Raw genomic sequence first — 17,060 nt, forward strand, 5'->3', positions numbered from 1 at the left:
CCTCGATGCGGTCGTGGAACTGTGCGAGCACCTGGAGTGCGCCCAACGAACCGGCGACGGTGACTCGGACTTCTAGTACGCGGCCCACTGCCCCGGTTCACCCGCCTGGGCAGATAGAACGCTTACCGATTCCCCCACGAAGCCACTTTCCATCAATGCTTCTCGCGTTGATATATCGAAGTTGCCCTTCGTCGATTTTCCTCCATGGCAATCCAGGCAATGGTGGATGAGATCGGTTCTCACGTGCTGTCGAAATAGGGTCAGCCCCGCGTTATTTGCTTGAGGCGTCTCGTCGCTATTGGCAGTCGCCAAAAAGATGAACAGCGTCATCGAAGTCGTTACAAGACTCCCCAAACGCATCAACACTTCCGAGGGCAGTCGCTTTTTAGAATATCGAAACACTATGTTTTCCTGTCGGGTGCAGTGGATCGCCGTTTGGCTACAACAAAATGTCGCTGACCACGTTTCCGTGCACATCGGTCAGGCGAAAATCGCGTCCTTGAAAACGGTAAGTTAGTTTTTCGTGATCGATGCCCAAGCAGTGCAGCAAGGTTGCGTGGAAGTCGTGAACGTGAACGGGATTCTCCGTGATGTTGTAACAGTAATCATCTGTCTGGCCGTAACTGAGACCGGGCTTAATGCCCCCACCGGCCATCCAGATCGAAAAGCACCGTGGATGGTGGTCGCGACCGAACGTATCGGGGTTGCCCTGCGAATAGACGGTGCGACCAAATTCTCCCGCCCAAATCACCAATGTTTCATCGAGCATCCCGCGTTGCTTGAGATCCTGAATCAGCCCGGCCGAACCTTGGTCGGTTTCTTTGGCCAACGTCGGAAGGTATTTCTGCACATTGCTGTGATGATCCCAACCACGATGAAACACTTGAATGAACCGAACGCCGCGTTCGGCGAGTCGTCGGGCTAACAAACAGTTTGCCGCATGGGTACCAGGTTGCTTGGCATCTTCGCCATACAACTCAAACGTGCTGGCCGGTTCGTCGGACGTATCGGCCAGTTCGGGCACCGACGTCTGCATGCGGTAAGCCATCTCATATTGAGCAATGCGAGAAGCGATTTCTGGATCGCCAATGGAAGCTTCTTGGATCCGGTTGAGTTTCTCCAATCGATCCAGCATCGCGCGGCGATCATCTCTAGACCGACCCGTGGGATCATTCAAATACAATACCGGATCACCCTGGCTGCGAAACTTGACACCCTGGAATTTCGATGGCAAGAAGCCACTGCCCCACAAGCGATCATAAAGCGGCTGAGCCTGATGGAACGTGTTCTTGGTGAGCAGCACGACGAACGAAGGCAGGTCCTGGGTTTCACTGCCCAGACCATAGCTGAGCCAAGCACCGATGCTGGGGCGTCCGGGTTGCTGGTTTCCGGATTGAAAGAACGTAACCGCCGGATCGTGATTGATCGCTTCGGTGTGCATCGAACGAATGATACAGATATCATCGACCACGCTGGACATGTGCGGCAACAACTCACTGAGCCAAGTTCCCGATTCACCATGCTGTTCGAACTTCCACGGCGATTTGACCACGGTGAAGTTCTTCTGTCCCGCCGTCATGCCGGTCAGACGTTGCCCCTGCCGAATGCTGTCGGGTAATTCGGTGCGATCCAGCTTGTCCAGCGAAGGTTTGTAATCGAAAAGGTCCACCTGCGACGGAGCGCCTGATTGCAGCATGTAGATCACTCGCTTGGCTTTCGGTGCAATCTGCGAAAGCTGGTTCATTACATCCGATGCCGGATTCGCACCGGCACGTTCCGGCGTATTCAACAACGACGCTAATGCTGCGACACCAATGCCCGTGCTGGCACGACCGAAGAAGTGTCGCCGATTTTGCAGCAGCAATGATTCCTGGACTGGATTGTTCATGTTCTTCACTAACCCTTGGTAATCGCTTCGTTCAAATTCAAGTACAAACTAGCAATGCTGGCGAACGCGGCCAGTTGCGATTGATCAAGCGTTGAATCGAATTCGGATTCACCCACCTGCAGTATCTTCAACGCCATCTCTGGTGAACTGGCTAGTTTAAGTTGTTCGGACTCAAAGGCCTCGACGATGGTAGCCAGTTCGAGTTCGTTCGGTTCTCGAGCGGTTACAAGCCGAAAACCGTACGCTAGCTTGTCTTCGAGACTGGATGCCTTGTGTTTCATCATTCGTTCGCCCAGATGCCGAGCGGCTTCCACAAACTGCGGACTGTTCAATAACACCAAGGCTTGTGACGGTGTATTGGTGCGTGAACGACGAATCGTACAGAACTCGCGTTCGGGCGCATCGAGAATCTTCAGCATCGGCGACGGAACCGTTCGTTTCCAGAACGTGTAGAGGCTGCGCCGGTACAGATCGTCGCCGCTGCCTTGCGGATACTCTTTGGAATACCCGGGGCGATTGTTCAGTTCCATCCACAAACCGGCGGGCTGATACGGGTAGACGCTTTTGCCGCCCAGGCGATTTACCAAAAGGCCACTGGAAAGCAATGCGGCATCACGAATCTCTTCGCCATCAAGACGCATGCGAGGTCCGCGTGCAAGCCAACGGTTCTCCGGATCCGCTTGGTACGCGGCTGCCCCGACGTGCGAGGTTTGGCGATAGGTTGCCGACGTGATCATCAGCCGCTGGATATACTTCACGTCCCATCCGCTGTCGACGAATACGGTGGCTAGCCAGTCGAGCAATTCCGGATGACTCGGCAGCGATCCCTGGACTCCAAAGTCCTCCGATGTTTTCACCAGCCCGGTTCCGAACAGCCTTTGCCAATAACGATTGACGGCAACGCGAGCGGTCAGTGGATGCGATCGATCCACCAACCACTGGGCAAACCCTAACCGGTTGGCGGGGGCGTTCTTTGGCAGCGCCGGAAAGACGGCAGGAACGTTCGCCGTGACCTCGTCGGTAGGTTCGTTGTATTGGCCCCGGTTGAGCACACGTGTCGTGCGAGGTTGAGGCATTTCTTGCATGATCATCGTCGCCGGAAACGCGTTGGCCTGTTGCTGTTCAACTTCCGCAATACGTTTCTTCAGGTCTTCTCGAGGATCGTGGTGTGCCAGGAAGTAGTCTCGCAGTTGGTTGGCGTCCTCCACAGAACGATCCTGTTTCTTAGTGGCAGCGATACGGAGAATCTCGGCAGGGATTCCATGAAGACGGAGATTACTTTCCTGATCGGTGGTGACGGACAAGCGTGCCCTGCCGATCCCGTGGGTCGCGAACCCGGCCTCGTGCCGCAAACGAAATCGCAACTCCGTTCCGCCGGGAAAACCGAAAGGTGATTCTGCTACGAAGACCGCCGTTGCCGGCTTCTTCCGAGTGGGGCCATCGACCGCCCATCCGTCGTTGTTGGCAACGGTCCCGTTGATCGCTTTCGCTACTGCATAGTTCGCCTGTTCGTAATCCGAAATCGCTCGCACGAATTTCACGACCTGAGTCTTCGAATCATCCACCATCGAAACGGCGGTCAATTCAAATTCGCTGAGCACAAAGTTGGAATTGCTATGCCGTCCGGGACCACCACCGGGCAGTGATTCGTGAGTCAACGCCTCCAGTCGCACGGCCGTGATAGCGACCGCATCGGTATCGGTTCCGATGTCGTATATGTCTTGCTGAGGGTTGGTTTCGCCAGCGAGAATGGAATGGTCGTCAAGCTGCGTCAACGTCGAACCGCCCGACGACTTCAACGTTTTCGGAATAAGCACGCTCCAGCGGCCGACCGGCGATGCGGCAAGTTGATCGACCCATTCGTCCAAAGACGACTCAAGGTTGAGCGGTTCGTTCAACTCCGCACGCAGCTCCCCAAGCTTTGACTCAAAGGATTGCTGAAGCTCGATTGCGAGCGGTGACGGTATTTTCTCACTAGGCGCAAACCCATTCATGCCACGCTCGGGCACTTGATTGAAGAACGAGTACAGTTGGTAGAACTCACGCTGAGAAATGGGATCGTACTTATGGTCGTGACACCTCGCACAGCCGATCGTCATTCCCATCCAAACGGCACCCGTCGTGGTCACGCGATCCATGACATACTCAGTGCGGTATTCTTCATCAATGATTCCGCCTTCAATCGTAATGCCGTGATTGCGGTTGAAGCCTGTCGCAAGTCTCTGTTGAACGGTTGCGTCGGGAAGCAGGTCGCCGGCAAGCTGCTCAATCGTGAATTGATCAAACGGCATATTTTCATTGTAGGCGTTGATCACCCAGTCGCGCCAAACCCATTGTTCGCGTTCGGTATCGTACTGGTATCCATTGGTATCCGCGTAGCGAGCGAGATCGAGCCAGTGCCTCGCCATGTGCTCGCCGTATGCTGGTGATTTCAAAAATCGATCCACCATGTTTTCGTAAGCGCGATCCGATCGGTCCGCAAGAAACTCATCGATCTCATCAACGGTCGGTGGTAAGCCGGTCAGATCAAAGGCAACGCGTCGAATCAACGTTTCCCGAGTCGCTTCAGGGGCAGGCGTTGATTCTGTTTCAAGCAACTTGTCAAGGACAAAACGATCGATGTCATTGTGCGGCCAATCGCTGCCGACCGTTTCAGGCACCGTCGGTTGAGCCACGGTCACGAACGCCCAGTGAGATTGAAACGGAGCACCCTGGTCGATCCAGGTTTTCAAAGTGGAAATCTGCTGTGGACTGAGCGGCTCGGGACCGTCGACGGGAGGCATGCGAACATCGGGATCGGTCGACGTAACGCGTCGAATGATTTCACTTACACTCGAGCTACCGGGTACGATAGCCAGTTCGCCCGAATCACCCATGCCCGTCGCAGCGTCACGTTGATCAAGTCGCAGTCCACCTTCACGCGTCGCGGAATCTGGCCCATGGCAGGTGAAGCAATGATTCGAAAGAATCGGACGTACGTCACGGTTAAATTCAATATCGTCACCGAAGGCGAATCCGGCAAAAGAAACAAGAACAACGGTGAAACGGCTCAGCAATCCGGTAGAAATGGACATCGGCACCGGCGGATAAAAATGGGAGGGCGGGAATTGGCGGGCCCGTATTCTAGCCTCTCCGGGCCTTCATTTGCAGCACTAAAATCCAAGCGACGACTGCGGTTCGAAAAGGCGTCTCCTGAAACAGCTTAGCATCGCGTGAAAAACAAGTGGCATAGGCTTCCAGCTTTTTTATACCCCACAAGTCCTCGTGTATTGCTCCCCTGCCAGCTCGTCTGGCAGGAAGCCGAGGTTGGCAAGCTAGACACGAGCCGCAATTCCCCCAACCTTACGATCTTCACTTGTGCTCGCCGCTTGAAGCGGCGAGCACAAGTGAAGATCGCAAGGTTGGGAGGGCGTCGTTGTCTAGCTTGCGAACCGTATTCACCCACGAGACGAGCTCGTGGGGGTCAAAAAAGATGTGGGGTATAAAAAGGCTGGAGGCCTATGCGACTTTTATAATGCGATTTGACACACACCACTGGATCGACCAATGGATTAAGCTTTCAGATCTGACCTGCCAACTTCCCGCCGAGTGACCGTCGCATGTTCGAATCTACATCCTTCCGTTCGCTGCTTGCCGCTACGTCCGTTGCGATCTTTTTCCTCGTCCCCGATGCATCGCGCGGACTTGGTGAAGGCTCGTCGGCACCGCCGAACGCATCGAAGGTCGCGGCGTTTCCAGGACCCGCGACAGATTGGAACGGCTATTCTCGGTACCAATTCAATGTCGCCGGCCATCCGCTCAGTGTAGTTGCCCCCGAAACCGCTGCGGCCGGACGACCGTGGGTATGGCACGGCGAATTCTTCGGACACAAACCCGCACCCGATATCGAATTGCTGCGGCGTGGATTTCATATCGTCTACGCGAACATACCGAACCGTTTGGGAAGTCCCTCGGCGGTCGAACATTGGAATCGATGCTACGACGAATTGACGTCTCAATACCAACTTCATCACAAGGTTGCGCTCGTCGGTTTGAGTCGTGGTGGTTTGTATTGCTACAATTGGGCGATCGCAAATCCCGATCGCGTCGCATGCATCTACGGCGACGCGCCGGTTTGTGATTTTCGCAGTTGGCCCGGTGGTTTGGGAAGCGGTAAGGGCAGCCCGCGAGATTGGGCGATCGTGCTCCAGCAGTACGGTTTTGCAAACGACGCCGAGGCGGTTGCCTATTCCAAGAATCCAGTCGACTCACTTGCGCCCCTTGCTCGTGCCGGCGTGCCCTTGCTGCATGTCTTCGGGGACGCTGATGACGTGGTGCCTTGGGATGAAAACACAGGAAGGGTTGCCGAGACGTACCGTTCACTGGGCGGCAAGATCACTTTAATTCGAAAACCGGGGGTGGGTCATCATCCTCATGGACTCGAAGATCCCACGCCGATTGTTGATTTCATTGTCGATCACACTACCGCCGGTCCGCTATCAACTCAACGCAAGCCGCGTGATATCGTCGATAAGATGGCTCAGGAGTTGAGTCCCTCGCAATTGGTCGTCTACAAGTCCGTTACCAATCCCGATCGTGGGTCGCGTGAACTGTACTTGCATGTCTTCGAGCCCGAGGGGTTTGATCCGTCTGATCAACGGCCGTGTTGTGTGATCTACCACGGCGGCGGATGGACGGGCGGGCAACCGCAGCGAATGTATCCGTTCGCCGAACACTTTCGTCGTCTCGGGATGGTTAGCGTCAGCGTTGAGTATCGTTTGCATGATGCCGAACGCGGTGTGACGGTGTTTGATTGCGTCGCCGATGCCCGTTCGGCAATGCGTTTCTTGCGAGCGAACTCCGATCGTTTTGGAATCGACGCCGACAAAATGACAACCTGTGGAGGATCCGCCGGCGGGCACTTGGCGATCGCGACCGCGTTATGCGAGGGCGTGGACGATCCCAGCGACCCACGGGACGTGTCTCCCGTACCCCAGGCCTGTGTGCTGTTGTTCCCGGTCATCGATACATCGCCCGAGGGTTACGGTGCGGCGAAGATTGGCGAACGCTGGGAAGAACTATCACCCGTGGCTCAAGTCAGCGAATCAACACCACCCTCGATTTTATTTCACGGTTCGGCCGATACAGTCACACCGTTGGCGGGTGCGATCGCATTCGAATCGGCGATGAAGCAACGCAGCATCCGATGCGACCTGGTAGTTCATGAAGGCGGAAAGCACGGCTACCTGATGTCCGATCGCAAACTATTGAACGAAACTCTCGATCAGGCAACCGAGTTTTTGAAGGAAATGAACTTGGTCGGTTCACCTCCGGAAAAATAAAAAACGCTTCGGGAGAATTCTATTTGGTGCCGCTCACCAATCGATTGAAAAGGGCTTCGCCGGGATCAAGACAATTCAGCATCGACCAAACACCGTCCGGCGTCCCACCACGCTCGCCCTCAACCCTCAACCGACCGGGGGGGTGGTCGTCCAGTCCAACAGCAACGAGTAACTCGGAAAATTCCACTTTTATCCTCTGACTTGCCTCGGGTGAATGTTTGTTTACAGTTTCCGTGAGCTTACAATTCAGGAGTTCTAAACATCGCGTGAACAATAAGTGGCATAGGCTTTCAGCCTTTTTATACCCCACAAGTCCTCATGTATTGCTCCCCTGCCAGCTCGTCTGGCAGGAAGCCGAGGTTGGCAAGCTAGACACGAGCCGCAATTCGCCCAACCTTCCGATTTTCACTTGTGCTCGCCGCTTGAAGCGGCGAGCACAAGTGAAAATCGGAAGGTTGGGAGGGCGTCGTTGTCTAGCTTGCCAACCTTATTCACCCACGAGACGAGCTCGTGGGGGTCAAAAAAGATGTGGGGTATGAAAAGGCTTTCAGCCTATGCCACTTTTATAATGCGTCAGTTGATGATCCCGCGATGCTTAACTGGACGGCATGAACAACTTCCCCCGAACAGCGTTTGGGGGAAGTTAGAGCCGGTCCTTTTTGCTAGAAAGATTTTGTCCTGTTAAAAACTCATTCCCTTTGGAAGAGGGGCTTGAAAGCAGAGCATTTCGTTGGTCGTCGGATGTCGAAGCGATAAGCTAGAGGCGTGCAGGCACATGCGTCCGATTGGATTCGACGTGGCCCCGTACTTGGCATCACCGGCAACAGGATGCCCGATCGCGGACATCTGCGCGCGTATCTGGTTTTTCTTGCCGGTCTTTAACTTGATGCAAACAAGGGAATGAGCATCACGGGAACTCAACGTGTGGTATGACAGAGTTGCTTTGATCGCGTTGCGGCCCTCTGTTTTGTTGGCGTGGACGATCAGTCGATCATCTTCGTTGAGATAGTGTGTGAGCGTCGCCTGCAATGGTTCAGGAACGCCTTCGACGAGCGCGTGGTAAATTTTTTCTGACTCACCCCAGTTGTCTTTGATCCGCGTTTGAGCGAACTCAGTCTTGGCAAGCAGAAGAACGCCGGACGTATAGAGATCCAGACGCTGAACGATGTAACAGCGTTGTCGCTGCTCGGCGAGAGCCTGATTGACAATCGATTCGACGGTGCGTGTTTTCTCATGCCGGTTGCCGACCGTGAGTAGCCCGTTGGGTTTGTTGATCACGAGGATCGCTGCGTCTTCGAACAGAACTTCGAAGGGGAACGAGCGTTTGGCAGTCGCCCTTTCGGAACGAATCTCGATGGTGTCATCACCTCCGATCTGGGTATCGTGCTGGGTGATCGATGCTCCATTGACATGAACCAATCCGCTGCGCAAGATCGCCTTGACGCGAGTGCGTTTGGTGTCACTAAGTATTTCGAAAAGATAAACAAGCAAGCCGGTCGGCTGTCGGGGGCTTGGTAGTATGCGGTTGGCCATGAGGCTACTGATTAAGGGGGCTATTGGCGGGTACTAGATCCCCGTTTCGCTTGTGGAATCGGGCGCAAGTTGCGTGATGCACCACAGAGCCGCGTCGGTACGAATGATGACCTCATCGCCTGCCACGACTACCGAAGAGTTCGTCGATTCATTGAGTTCGTTTTCAGCGACTTCCTTCAAGCCATCGCGGTCGGGCCGAAAGACGGTCGTGGTTCCTGACTTGGTAAGCAGAAACATCAATCCGCTAGCGGTCTGAGTGATGCTGGACCAAGTGCCACCTCCGGCTCCGCGATCTTTCCACAGCTCATTGCCCGATTGGACGTCGAGGCAATGGATCACACCGCCGATGTCACAAATATAGATGGCCCCCTCGTCAACGACTCCCGTGCCCAGCCAGCCACCACCCTTGGACTTGTGCCACAATCGATGGGTTTCGGTAACGTCGCCTCGGCCGCCGGCCCGAACCGCGAGCGATCCGCCACTGTAACCTCCCAACGCTACGATCACACCGTCGGACTCCATCGGTGATGCGTACGCCAACGGACCACTGCCACCACAGGTCCAGAGCAGTTTGCCGGTCGCCGGATCGTAGCCGCTGACTCGGCGAGGCAACGTGGCGACCAATTCGGAATGTCCGTCGACTTCGACGATGATGGGTGTGCTCCACGATCCTCGAAGTCGTTCGTCGCGTGGTTTGTCGCTGTTAAAATCGTTCGCGTTGCCATCATTCTCAGGGCCGCTGAGTTCGCGTTCGGCGGAGTCATCGAGCGAGCTGACCTCCCACCGGGTTTCTCCAGTGGCCTTGTCAACGGCAAGTAGAAACTCGCGATTACCTGGACCGAAACTCAAGATGCAAAGATCTTCATGCAAGATCGGCGACGAGCCGTAACCCCACATATGCTCTTGTCGACCAAGGTCGCGTCGCCATAACTCCGTGCCATCGAGATCCCAACAAATCAAACCAGCTGAACCGAACCATGCGATCACTCGCTGCCCATCTGTCACCGGAGATGCCGAACAATATGGGTTCGTTTTATGACTTGCTTCGGTCTCGGAGTAGGAAACGGTTTTCCTCCATTGCTGCGTTCCGGTTTGCCGATCGATGCAGAGCAAAGCTCGCTGGTTCGATGTCGCCATCGGTTGGGTCAAGAATATCTGATTGCCCCAGACGACCGGCGTTGAATTGCCCGCCTCCGGCAACTCCGTTCGCCATTTCACATTCAGTTCCGGTCCCCACTGCGTCACGATGTCGTCGGCGGTCGTCTTGCCGGTTCCCGCCGGGCCGCGCCACTGTGGCCAGTTCGCGTCTTCACCGTAGCCTTGTAATGCGATCGAGCCTTGTAATGCGATCGCAAAGAAACACGGTATCAAGATAACTGCAGTTAGATTCTTCATCGCTAAACGATTCCACAATCGAAAAATGAGTACAACACCAACTCCAGCTTACCCGTTTCGTGTTGAGGCAACGACTGGTCGATCGAATGGCACTGGACCGAATGAACCCTCGTTCAGATGAGCTGGAGGGGAATCCCGAACGTGGCGGGGCGTCAGCAAAGTTCGCTTTATCTGCCAGGCTGTACCGCGACACGGACCGGTCGATGTTCGTCCGCGTATTCGAAGGCAAGTTGTGTTTCAGACAGCGGAAACGTTTTCGTGACCAAATCAGCGAAGGGGAATCGGTCGGCAGATCGTTCCAGGAATTGCAGAGCACTGATCAGGTCAACGGGAAGGTAATTGTGAAGGCCGCGAATGGTCAGCATTCGACGAACAATGGATTCTGGTGAGATCGATATATCAGAAACAGGAAATACGCTGCCCGCCAGAAGAACGCAGCCTCCGATTCGTACCGACGCGATGCAAGTATCGACAGCCGCACTCACGCCAGCAAAATCCATCGCGATATCTGCCCCACGTCCGTTCGTGATCGATTTCATTACCGACGTTATCTCCGACTGATCGCTTCGGTTCCGCAGGAGGAAATCGAGTATTGGGTTCCCGCCGGTGCCGAGAAGGCGGACGAATCCTCACCAGAATGGTTGAAGGGCTTGCCTCCAAAGGGTCAGACCCTTTTTCGGATAGGTTCTAAACAATGATTTATACAAAAACATCTAGATAAAGATCTTGAGTTTGGAAACCGTATCAGCGAACACTGGTCACGTCGAGCATCGGTAACAGAACGCTCAGCACGATCCCGGAGACCATCACCCCCATGGCGAGGATGATCACCGGTTCGACTGCGACGATGATGCGTTTGAGCAATCGACTGGCTTCCTCTTCGTAATACTTTCCCATGTCGTCGAGTACTTCGCCGATTCGTCCGGTACGCTGGCCGGTCGCCATCATTTGAGCCGCTTCGGCTGGTAACCACGTCGTGTGCCGGAGAACTTCACTGGGGTTTTTGCCTTCGATTAGGTTTTGCTCCATCTGGGCGAGCAATTCGTTCCAGTTCGGATCGACGGTGGCTCGGCGCGTCAGACGAACGGACTCGAGCAGCGGCACGCCACCCAAAATCATCGACGCAAGCGTTCGGTACGTCCGACCGGTGGTCAACGGACGATAGGCCGATCGGACGATGGGAAAGTGCATCAACATTCCAAAGAATGGCTCACGCAGGACGGAGTGGGATCGGAAATGCCAAACCAGTCCTACCGCTGCGACAATGCCGGACAAGATCAGCCACACATGTTCGCGGCAAAAGTCGCCGGTGCCCAACAGGTAGGCGGTCGAGGTGGGGATCGGTTTACCTAGCGAATCGAATACTTTTTGGAATTGAGGAAGCACACCTAGAATCAATGCCGCAAACACGAAAAACGAAGCACTGATCAAGATCACCGGATAGATCATCGCACCGATGACGGTGGCCCTCATCTGTAGTTGGGCTCTCATTTGCTCGACCACCCGACTGATCGCGGACGGGATGTCCCCGGTCGCTTCGGCGGCGGACAGGATCGCGGGCAACGACGCTGGAAAGAACTCTCGTTGCGACTCGATGGCGGCGGCGAACGTGCTACCACCGGAAACGGAGCGATGGATGCTTCGTAATGCTTCCGCCAAGCGAGGCTGCGTGCAATGCTCGGCGACCGATTCGAGTGCCTCGGCGATCTCGACGCCATTTTGGGTCATCACCGCAAGTTGGTTCAGCGTCAACAGGACCGCAGCGCCGGAAGGTTTGCGTGAACCGAACAGATCATTAACCGTGCGAGTCTTGCGGTTCGCCACAGCCGGCGGGTTGATGGCGGACGCATTCGTCGCAGAAAAGCCGTGATAGGTGTTTGCGTTGAACATGATTCAATCAGTTAGTGCGTTTCGCGACCGTGTGAGACTTCGCTCGTCGTTATCCACAATCGGCTACTCGGGCGACTTCTTCGATGCTGGTGATACCGTTGGCGGCCAACCGCATGCCTTCACTCAGTAAGCTCGGACCGCTGCGAGCTTGACGCAGGCTCGACAACGTGACCGAGTCGGTGATTTGCTCTCGCAACATCGCATCACACGGCATCAATTCGTAAATGCCGCTACGTCCTCGATAGCCATCAAAGCACTGTGAGCACCCACGACCGCGGACGAAGCGATCTCCCGTTGCGGATTCGTATTGCAGACTTTGTAAGACAGCGGACGGAGGGTAGTGAGCTTCGCTGCAGTTGGGACAAACGTTGCGCACGAGTCGTTGAGCGACGACACCGACCAAAGCGGCGGCGATCTTGAAAGGTTCGACGCCCATGTCCACCAGTCGCGTGATCGCGGACGCGGCGTCGTTGGTGTGTAACGTGCTCAGAACAAGGTGTCCCGTCAACGCGGCTTGAATGGCGGTTTCAGCGGTTTCGCGGTCTCGGATCTCACCGACCATGATCACGTCGGGGTCTTGCCGCAAGATGCTTCGCAAGGCTCCGGCAAACGACATCCCGGCCTCCGTGTTGACCTGCACTTGGTTGATCAGCTCGAGTTGATACTCGACCGGATCTTCGACCGTAACGACGTTTCGTTCGATTCCTTTGATCAATTCGATAGCGGAGTAAAGCGTGGTCGTTTTTCCGCTGCCGGTTGGGCCGGTGACGAGCACCAGTCCGTGCGGCCGGGCGAGCATTTGTTTCATGATCTGCAATGAATCGGGCGGCAGACCGAGCTTCCCCATGTCAAACGTGATATTGCCTCGATCGAGCACACGCATCACGACCTTTTCACCCAATACTGTCGGCAGCGTGCTGATCCGCAGATCGACGTCGCGTCGGGCGATCCGCACGTGCAATCGACCGTCTTGAGGTTGTCGGTGTTCGGCGATATCGAGTTTGGCCATCACCTTGATCCGTGATACCAAGGCGGCGTGCAGATCTTTCTTGGGTCGCATCGCTTCTCGCAGCGACCCGTCGATGCGAAAGCGAATGAACGTGAACTTTGGGCCCGGCTCGATATGAATGTCACTGGCACCTTGTCGAACCGCCTGAATGATCGCGTAGTTGACCAAGTTGATCACGGGACTGCCGTCGGCAAGTTGGTGTGCTCCTCCGCTGTCGAGATCAAGGGTTTGAGCATCCGATTCGACTTCGAGTTCATCAACATCGAGATCGGCGGTTACCGAGTCGACCGAGAAATCATCCTCGTAGCAACGCGGAAGCAATCGTTCGATGGCACTGGCCAAAGTCAGCACGGGACGGATTCGAAGACCTGTGAGATGACTGATTGCGTCGATCGTGGCGAGATCACGCGGATCCGCCATCGCGATCGTCAACTCATCGCGGACCTTCATCAACGGCAACACTCGCCATCGTTCGGCCTCGGACCGCGGGATCAAGCTAATCGCTTGCGGATCGATCAGACCTTCTCTTAGACGAACCCCCGGCACACCGAGTTGTTCACCTAAGAGCGGGATGAGATCGGTCTCGTCGACCAAACCGAGTTCGGTGACGACTTCGCCGAGCGGCTTCAGACGCCTAGGAGAATCAGGCTCCGCAGGATCGGAGCCTTGCGAATTCTTTCGAAACGCCAATCGTTGATGGTCTAACGCGTTCTCAAGTTGTTCGGCGGTCAGTAATCCAGCCGCAATCAAACGCTCGCCCAACGGTGCACCGCCTCCACGCCGAGCCGAAAACATACCGCCCGATGGTCTACTCGCTGACGTTTCCGCAGGCGGAACGATCAACAGCGGCGACGGCTTTGCGATTGCCGGGCCCGCAGAGCGAGGCTTCGTTTCCATACGACGGTTGGTGGGGATTTTCAGAAGAGACATTGCAAAGATCAGCGAACGAAACTCGCCATCGCGGCGGGCAAAGAGGGATAATGGTCCAACCGGTCACCGACGCCGGTCATTCGAAGAATGTCGATACACAGTTCGTTGGCGTTGCAAAGACGGACGCATCCACCCCGATCGGCGGCTTCCATGTCGAGATCGTCGAGCCATTGCAACCCCGCTCCGTCGATTAACGGCGTTTGCGATAGGTCCATTACCAAGTTGGGAATGCCATCTCGCATGGCATCGTCGATACGGGACGAGATTTCATCGACAGCTTCTTGCCTCAAGGGCTGATTCAGTGTGACAACGGTTACATGGCCTTGGCGGGTGATCAATGACATGGTCAGTGCCCCAAACCGCTACGAGCCACTCCAGTAGCGGGAAGTTCCAAAATGAAATGGCTTCCTTGGCCCGGCTGACTTTCAAGACGGATGTCACCGCCATGCAAGCGAGCGACTTCTTGGGCGAGCGACAACCCCAAGCCGTTACCACGTTGGCTCGCCGCAGAATCCTGACACCGATAAAACTTTTCGAAAATACGCGAGTGATCCTCCTCTGCAATTCCGGGCCCGTTGTCGATGATCTCGATGCAAACAAACGATCTTGAGGCCGATGTTTCACGCTCTGGTTTTGGGTCGGGATGATGACATCGAATGATAATGATGCCATGCTCAGGCGTGTACTTGACCGCGTTGCCGACCAAGTTATTGATCGCTGAACGAAGGTGATCGGCATCTCCAATGACGGTCGGCAATTTATCCGCGATCTCCATTTGAATCGTTTGGTGTTTTTCTTCGGCTTGCCCGAGAACCTGACTCTGCACATCACCCAATAGTTGATGCAGATCGACCTCCCGATTTTCGATCACCAACGATCCCGCTTCGATTTGTCCCATCGAGAGCAACTGATCAACTAATCGGCCCATGCGAACGGATTCCGACACAATGACGTTACAGAATTGCTTCTGGTCCTCGATCTCGACACCTTCTTCGGCCGCGAGTGCCTCGGCGTAGGCGCGCATGTTGGTAAGCGGCGTGCGAAGTTCATGAGTGGCCGCCATCAGGAAGTCATCACGGCTTCGGATCGCTTGGGTTTGTGCGGTTCGGTCTTCGATCAACCACGCCATACCTTCACAATCTCCGTCACGGCCTCGCAATCGAGAGCGAACCACATCGAGATGGGTCTCGCGTGTATTTAAGTTAATTTTCACCGAAATGCGGACGATACGCACCCGACTTAGGAGACGGTCGATCAGCTCCGGTTCATCGATTTGCAATAAATCAAACAAGGACGATTGAGTTTGTTCAACTAAGTTTAAGAGCCCTTTCGCCTTCGGGCTGTTGTATCGAATGACGCCACCTTCGTCGGTGATGACCCATGCCGTATCAAGTACTCGCATCGCACGTGCGTGAGTGATCGCGGCATCATCAAGTTGCGATACCGACCGATTGGCGACGGGATGACGTGATCGCTGAGTTGCTTGCAACAACGCGTTGTAGCCTCGAACGGCAGGATCGTTCCCGATAATGGGTGCCAGCACGATCTCTTCGCCGCCGACCGCGTCGACCTCGCCTGGATGCTGATTCGTCGTCGGTTTCGGTGAGACCGACGCTTGAATCAATTGCCGCTCAATGCAGGCAAGGCTGCTGAGCGAGTAGATCGACGCAATTCCGCCGATCGTAACGAGCCCAGACACCAACGCCCAAGGAATCATCGGAGATGAAAACGAGAACGATTGAGCCGGTCGAGGATCTTCGTCAATCGAATCAGGCGTCAACAAACTGGCCGCCCAAACCCCGACCGAAACGACGAGGAAGCAAAGCCCGACACGAAACGCAATCGATCCGTGATGACGCGTCGGATTAGTGGGTCGGACAGACATTCCAAACCGCCCTTGGGTTCGCGGTCAATGATGCACCGACAATCTTTGAATTGGCCGGAGCGGTTGGCGACTCCACTGGCATCGATTGGGTTGAGAAGAAATCCGTAATTGCCCGAGCGAGTTGCTTGGGACTGAACGGTTTCCCGATGACGTCCAACAACCCGAATTGATCCTTCAGTCGCTGACGATCAATCTCAAGTCCCTTGGCCGTGCAAAGAATCGCCGCTCGAACTAGTTCTCGTGAGGAAGTCGATTTGTCCGGCGAAGCGGCGATGCCTGCTCGATCATTCGCGATTCGCAGTAACAACTCGATACCGGTGCAATGGGGCATCTGCTGGTCAGTCACGAGCAAATCAATGTCACGTCCTTGGAGTCGTTGCCAAGCTTCCTCACCGTCGGCGGTAACGACGACGTTGTATCCGCATCGCTGGATCGTGAACTGAAGCAAACGACGAAACACAGGATCGTCTTCGGCAATCAGCACGACAGGCGAATTCGGCGAGGGAGGGTTGGTTGAAGACATGGCCGAGCAATGGGAAAGGATCGTTCTAACATGAGCTTGTCAACGTAACGCGCTCGACTACCAAGTCAGGTGCGTCGCGTCGTTGCTATTGAGCTTGAACGAACCGGTCGCGGGCTTATAAACCCAGCTTGCCGGATCTTCGTCATTGGGAACCGCTTCGAAGCCCGCGGAATCGTCTTCGACGACATCGGAGTTCGCATTAGGCAAACACGCCGGAGCAGGAATAGGAGCGTTCAGATAAGGACGCAAGGCATCCTTAAACTCAGCGCTGTTCGTGATCGGCGGATAGGTGGAATGCTTCACCCGATAAATTTCAATGGCGTTGCGGATGACGGCAAGCGTTTGTCGGGTGCTGTTGTCGGCGGCGTCATCCGCCGTGTCGAACATCCGTGGAGCGGCGACCGCAGCGATCACGCCCAAAATCAGGATCACGACGACCAACTCGATTAGCGAAAATCCGCGGCGACGTCGGTTGACGAATCGTCGTTTCAACGACGCTGGATTGGAAGATTCAGTGTTGGAAAACATGGTTTTACCCACAAGTCTCTTGTAACTAAGGTTGTTTCAGTACTGAGATCATGAAGATCTCGACTCGTTCAAACCTAGGGCGCGGTTCGTGTCACGATTGTCAAAAAAGAAAGACAATCGATACAAAAAAGCCGAGACTCACACGGCATCAACCGAAT

General features: G+C 55.1%; 13 protein-coding genes. 1 reads left to right on the top strand and 12 read right to left on the bottom strand.

The window, feature by feature from the left end:
- Nucleotides 1-72 precede the first annotated feature (72 nt).
- The 3 genes from Pla100_RS08985 to Pla100_RS08995 are packed head-to-tail and all read right to left on the bottom strand — an operon-like array spanning nucleotide 73 to nucleotide 4,962.
- Nucleotides 73-402, bottom strand: a complete 330-nt coding sequence (locus tag Pla100_RS08985; RefSeq protein WP_197167803.1) for a c-type cytochrome domain-containing protein — start codon at nucleotides 400-402, stop codon at nucleotides 73-75.
- A 37-nt stretch (nucleotides 403-439) separates the two neighbouring features.
- Entirely contained in the window at nucleotides 440-1,888 is a 1,449-nt protein-coding gene (locus Pla100_RS08990; protein WP_146577395.1) for a DUF1501 domain-containing protein, read from the bottom strand.
- Nucleotides 1,889-1,896: 8 nt separating this feature from the next.
- Complete coding sequence (locus Pla100_RS08995; protein ID WP_146577396.1) at nucleotides 1,897-4,962, bottom strand: PSD1 and planctomycete cytochrome C domain-containing protein; 3,066 nt, start codon at nucleotides 4,960-4,962, stop codon at nucleotides 1,897-1,899.
- Between the two features lie 525 nt (nucleotides 4,963-5,487).
- Here Pla100_RS08995 and Pla100_RS09000 point away from each other — a divergent pair.
- Entirely contained in the window at nucleotides 5,488-7,209 is a 1,722-nt protein-coding gene (locus tag Pla100_RS09000) for a prolyl oligopeptidase family serine peptidase (RefSeq protein ID WP_146577397.1), read from the top strand.
- A gap of 681 nt (nucleotides 7,210-7,890) precedes the next feature.
- On the opposite strand, the gene Pla100_RS09005 is transcribed toward Pla100_RS09000, so the two are convergent.
- The 9 genes from Pla100_RS09005 to Pla100_RS09045 form a co-directional block, all read right to left on the bottom strand.
- The gene (locus Pla100_RS09005; RefSeq protein WP_146577398.1) at nucleotides 7,891-8,742 is read right to left on the bottom strand and encodes an RluA family pseudouridine synthase; all 852 of its coding nucleotides are present in this window, start codon (nucleotides 8,740-8,742) and stop codon (nucleotides 7,891-7,893) included.
- A 33-nt stretch (nucleotides 8,743-8,775) separates the two neighbouring features.
- Nucleotides 8,776-10,137 (bottom strand): outer membrane protein assembly factor BamB family protein, encoded by a 1,362-nt coding sequence (locus Pla100_RS09010; RefSeq protein ID WP_146577399.1) that lies wholly within the window; start codon nucleotides 10,135-10,137, stop codon nucleotides 8,776-8,778.
- 167 nt (nucleotides 10,138-10,304) lie between these two features.
- Nucleotides 10,305-10,730, bottom strand: a complete 426-nt coding sequence (locus Pla100_RS09015; RefSeq protein ID WP_315853462.1) for a zinc-binding dehydrogenase — start codon at nucleotides 10,728-10,730, stop codon at nucleotides 10,305-10,307.
- Between the two features lie 151 nt (nucleotides 10,731-10,881).
- Nucleotides 10,882-12,027: a type II secretion system F family protein gene (locus Pla100_RS09020; RefSeq protein ID WP_146577401.1), complete on the bottom strand. Its 1,146-nt coding sequence runs from the start codon at nucleotides 12,025-12,027 to the stop codon at nucleotides 10,882-10,884.
- 49 nt (nucleotides 12,028-12,076) lie between these two features.
- Entirely contained in the window at nucleotides 12,077-13,966 is a 1,890-nt protein-coding gene (locus tag Pla100_RS09025) for a GspE/PulE family protein (RefSeq protein ID WP_146577402.1), read from the bottom strand.
- Nucleotides 13,967-13,974: 8 nt separating this feature from the next.
- Nucleotides 13,975-14,310 (bottom strand): STAS domain-containing protein, encoded by a 336-nt coding sequence (locus Pla100_RS09030; protein ID WP_146577403.1) that lies wholly within the window; start codon nucleotides 14,308-14,310, stop codon nucleotides 13,975-13,977.
- Nucleotides 14,311-14,312: 2 nt separating this feature from the next.
- Nucleotides 14,313-15,851, bottom strand: a complete 1,539-nt coding sequence (locus Pla100_RS09035; RefSeq protein WP_146577404.1) for a sensor histidine kinase — start codon at nucleotides 15,849-15,851, stop codon at nucleotides 14,313-14,315.
- Entirely contained in the window at nucleotides 15,832-16,374 is a 543-nt protein-coding gene (locus Pla100_RS09040) for a response regulator (protein WP_146577405.1), read from the bottom strand. The genes Pla100_RS09035 and Pla100_RS09040 overlap by 20 nt, the downstream gene beginning before the upstream one ends.
- 57 nt (nucleotides 16,375-16,431) lie before the next feature.
- Nucleotides 16,432-16,902: a type II secretion system protein gene (locus Pla100_RS09045; RefSeq protein ID WP_146577406.1), complete on the bottom strand. Its 471-nt coding sequence runs from the start codon at nucleotides 16,900-16,902 to the stop codon at nucleotides 16,432-16,434.
- Nucleotides 16,903-17,060: the final 158 nt, after the last annotated feature.

Source organism: Neorhodopirellula pilleata (genome assembly GCF_007859915.1).
Classification (GTDB): Bacteria; Planctomycetota; Planctomycetia; order Pirellulales; family Pirellulaceae; genus Rhodopirellula; species Rhodopirellula pilleata.

Excerpts from the sequence above, each read along its gene's own strand:
- Pla100_RS08990 (WP_146577395.1), bottom strand. The coding sequence starts at position 1,888 with ATGAACAATCCAGTCCAGGAATCATTGCTGCTGCAAAATCGGCGACAC.
- Pla100_RS08995 (WP_146577396.1), bottom strand. The coding sequence starts at position 4,962 with ATGTCCATTTCTACCGGATTGCTGAGCCGTTTCACCGTTGTTCTTGTT.
- Pla100_RS09000 (WP_146577397.1), top strand. The coding sequence starts at position 5,488 with ATGTTCGAATCTACATCCTTCCGTTCGCTGCTTGCCGCTACGTCCGTT.
- Pla100_RS09005 (WP_146577398.1), bottom strand. The coding sequence starts at position 8,742 with ATGGCCAACCGCATACTACCAAGCCCCCGACAGCCGACCGGCTTGCTT.
- Pla100_RS09010 (WP_146577399.1), bottom strand. The coding sequence starts at position 10,137 with ATGAAGAATCTAACTGCAGTTATCTTGATACCGTGTTTCTTTGCGATC.
- Pla100_RS09020 (WP_146577401.1), bottom strand. The coding sequence starts at position 12,027 with ATGTTCAACGCAAACACCTATCACGGCTTTTCTGCGACGAATGCGTCC.
- Pla100_RS09025 (WP_146577402.1), bottom strand. The coding sequence starts at position 13,966 with ATGTCTCTTCTGAAAATCCCCACCAACCGTCGTATGGAAACGAAGCCT.
- Pla100_RS09030 (WP_146577403.1), bottom strand. The coding sequence starts at position 14,310 with ATGTCATTGATCACCCGCCAAGGCCATGTAACCGTTGTCACACTGAAT.
- Pla100_RS09035 (WP_146577404.1), bottom strand. The coding sequence starts at position 15,851 with ATGTCTGTCCGACCCACTAATCCGACGCGTCATCACGGATCGATTGCG.
- Pla100_RS09040 (WP_146577405.1), bottom strand. The coding sequence starts at position 16,374 with ATGTCTTCAACCAACCCTCCCTCGCCGAATTCGCCTGTCGTGCTGATT.
- Pla100_RS09045 (WP_146577406.1), bottom strand. The coding sequence starts at position 16,902 with ATGTTTTCCAACACTGAATCTTCCAATCCAGCGTCGTTGAAACGACGA.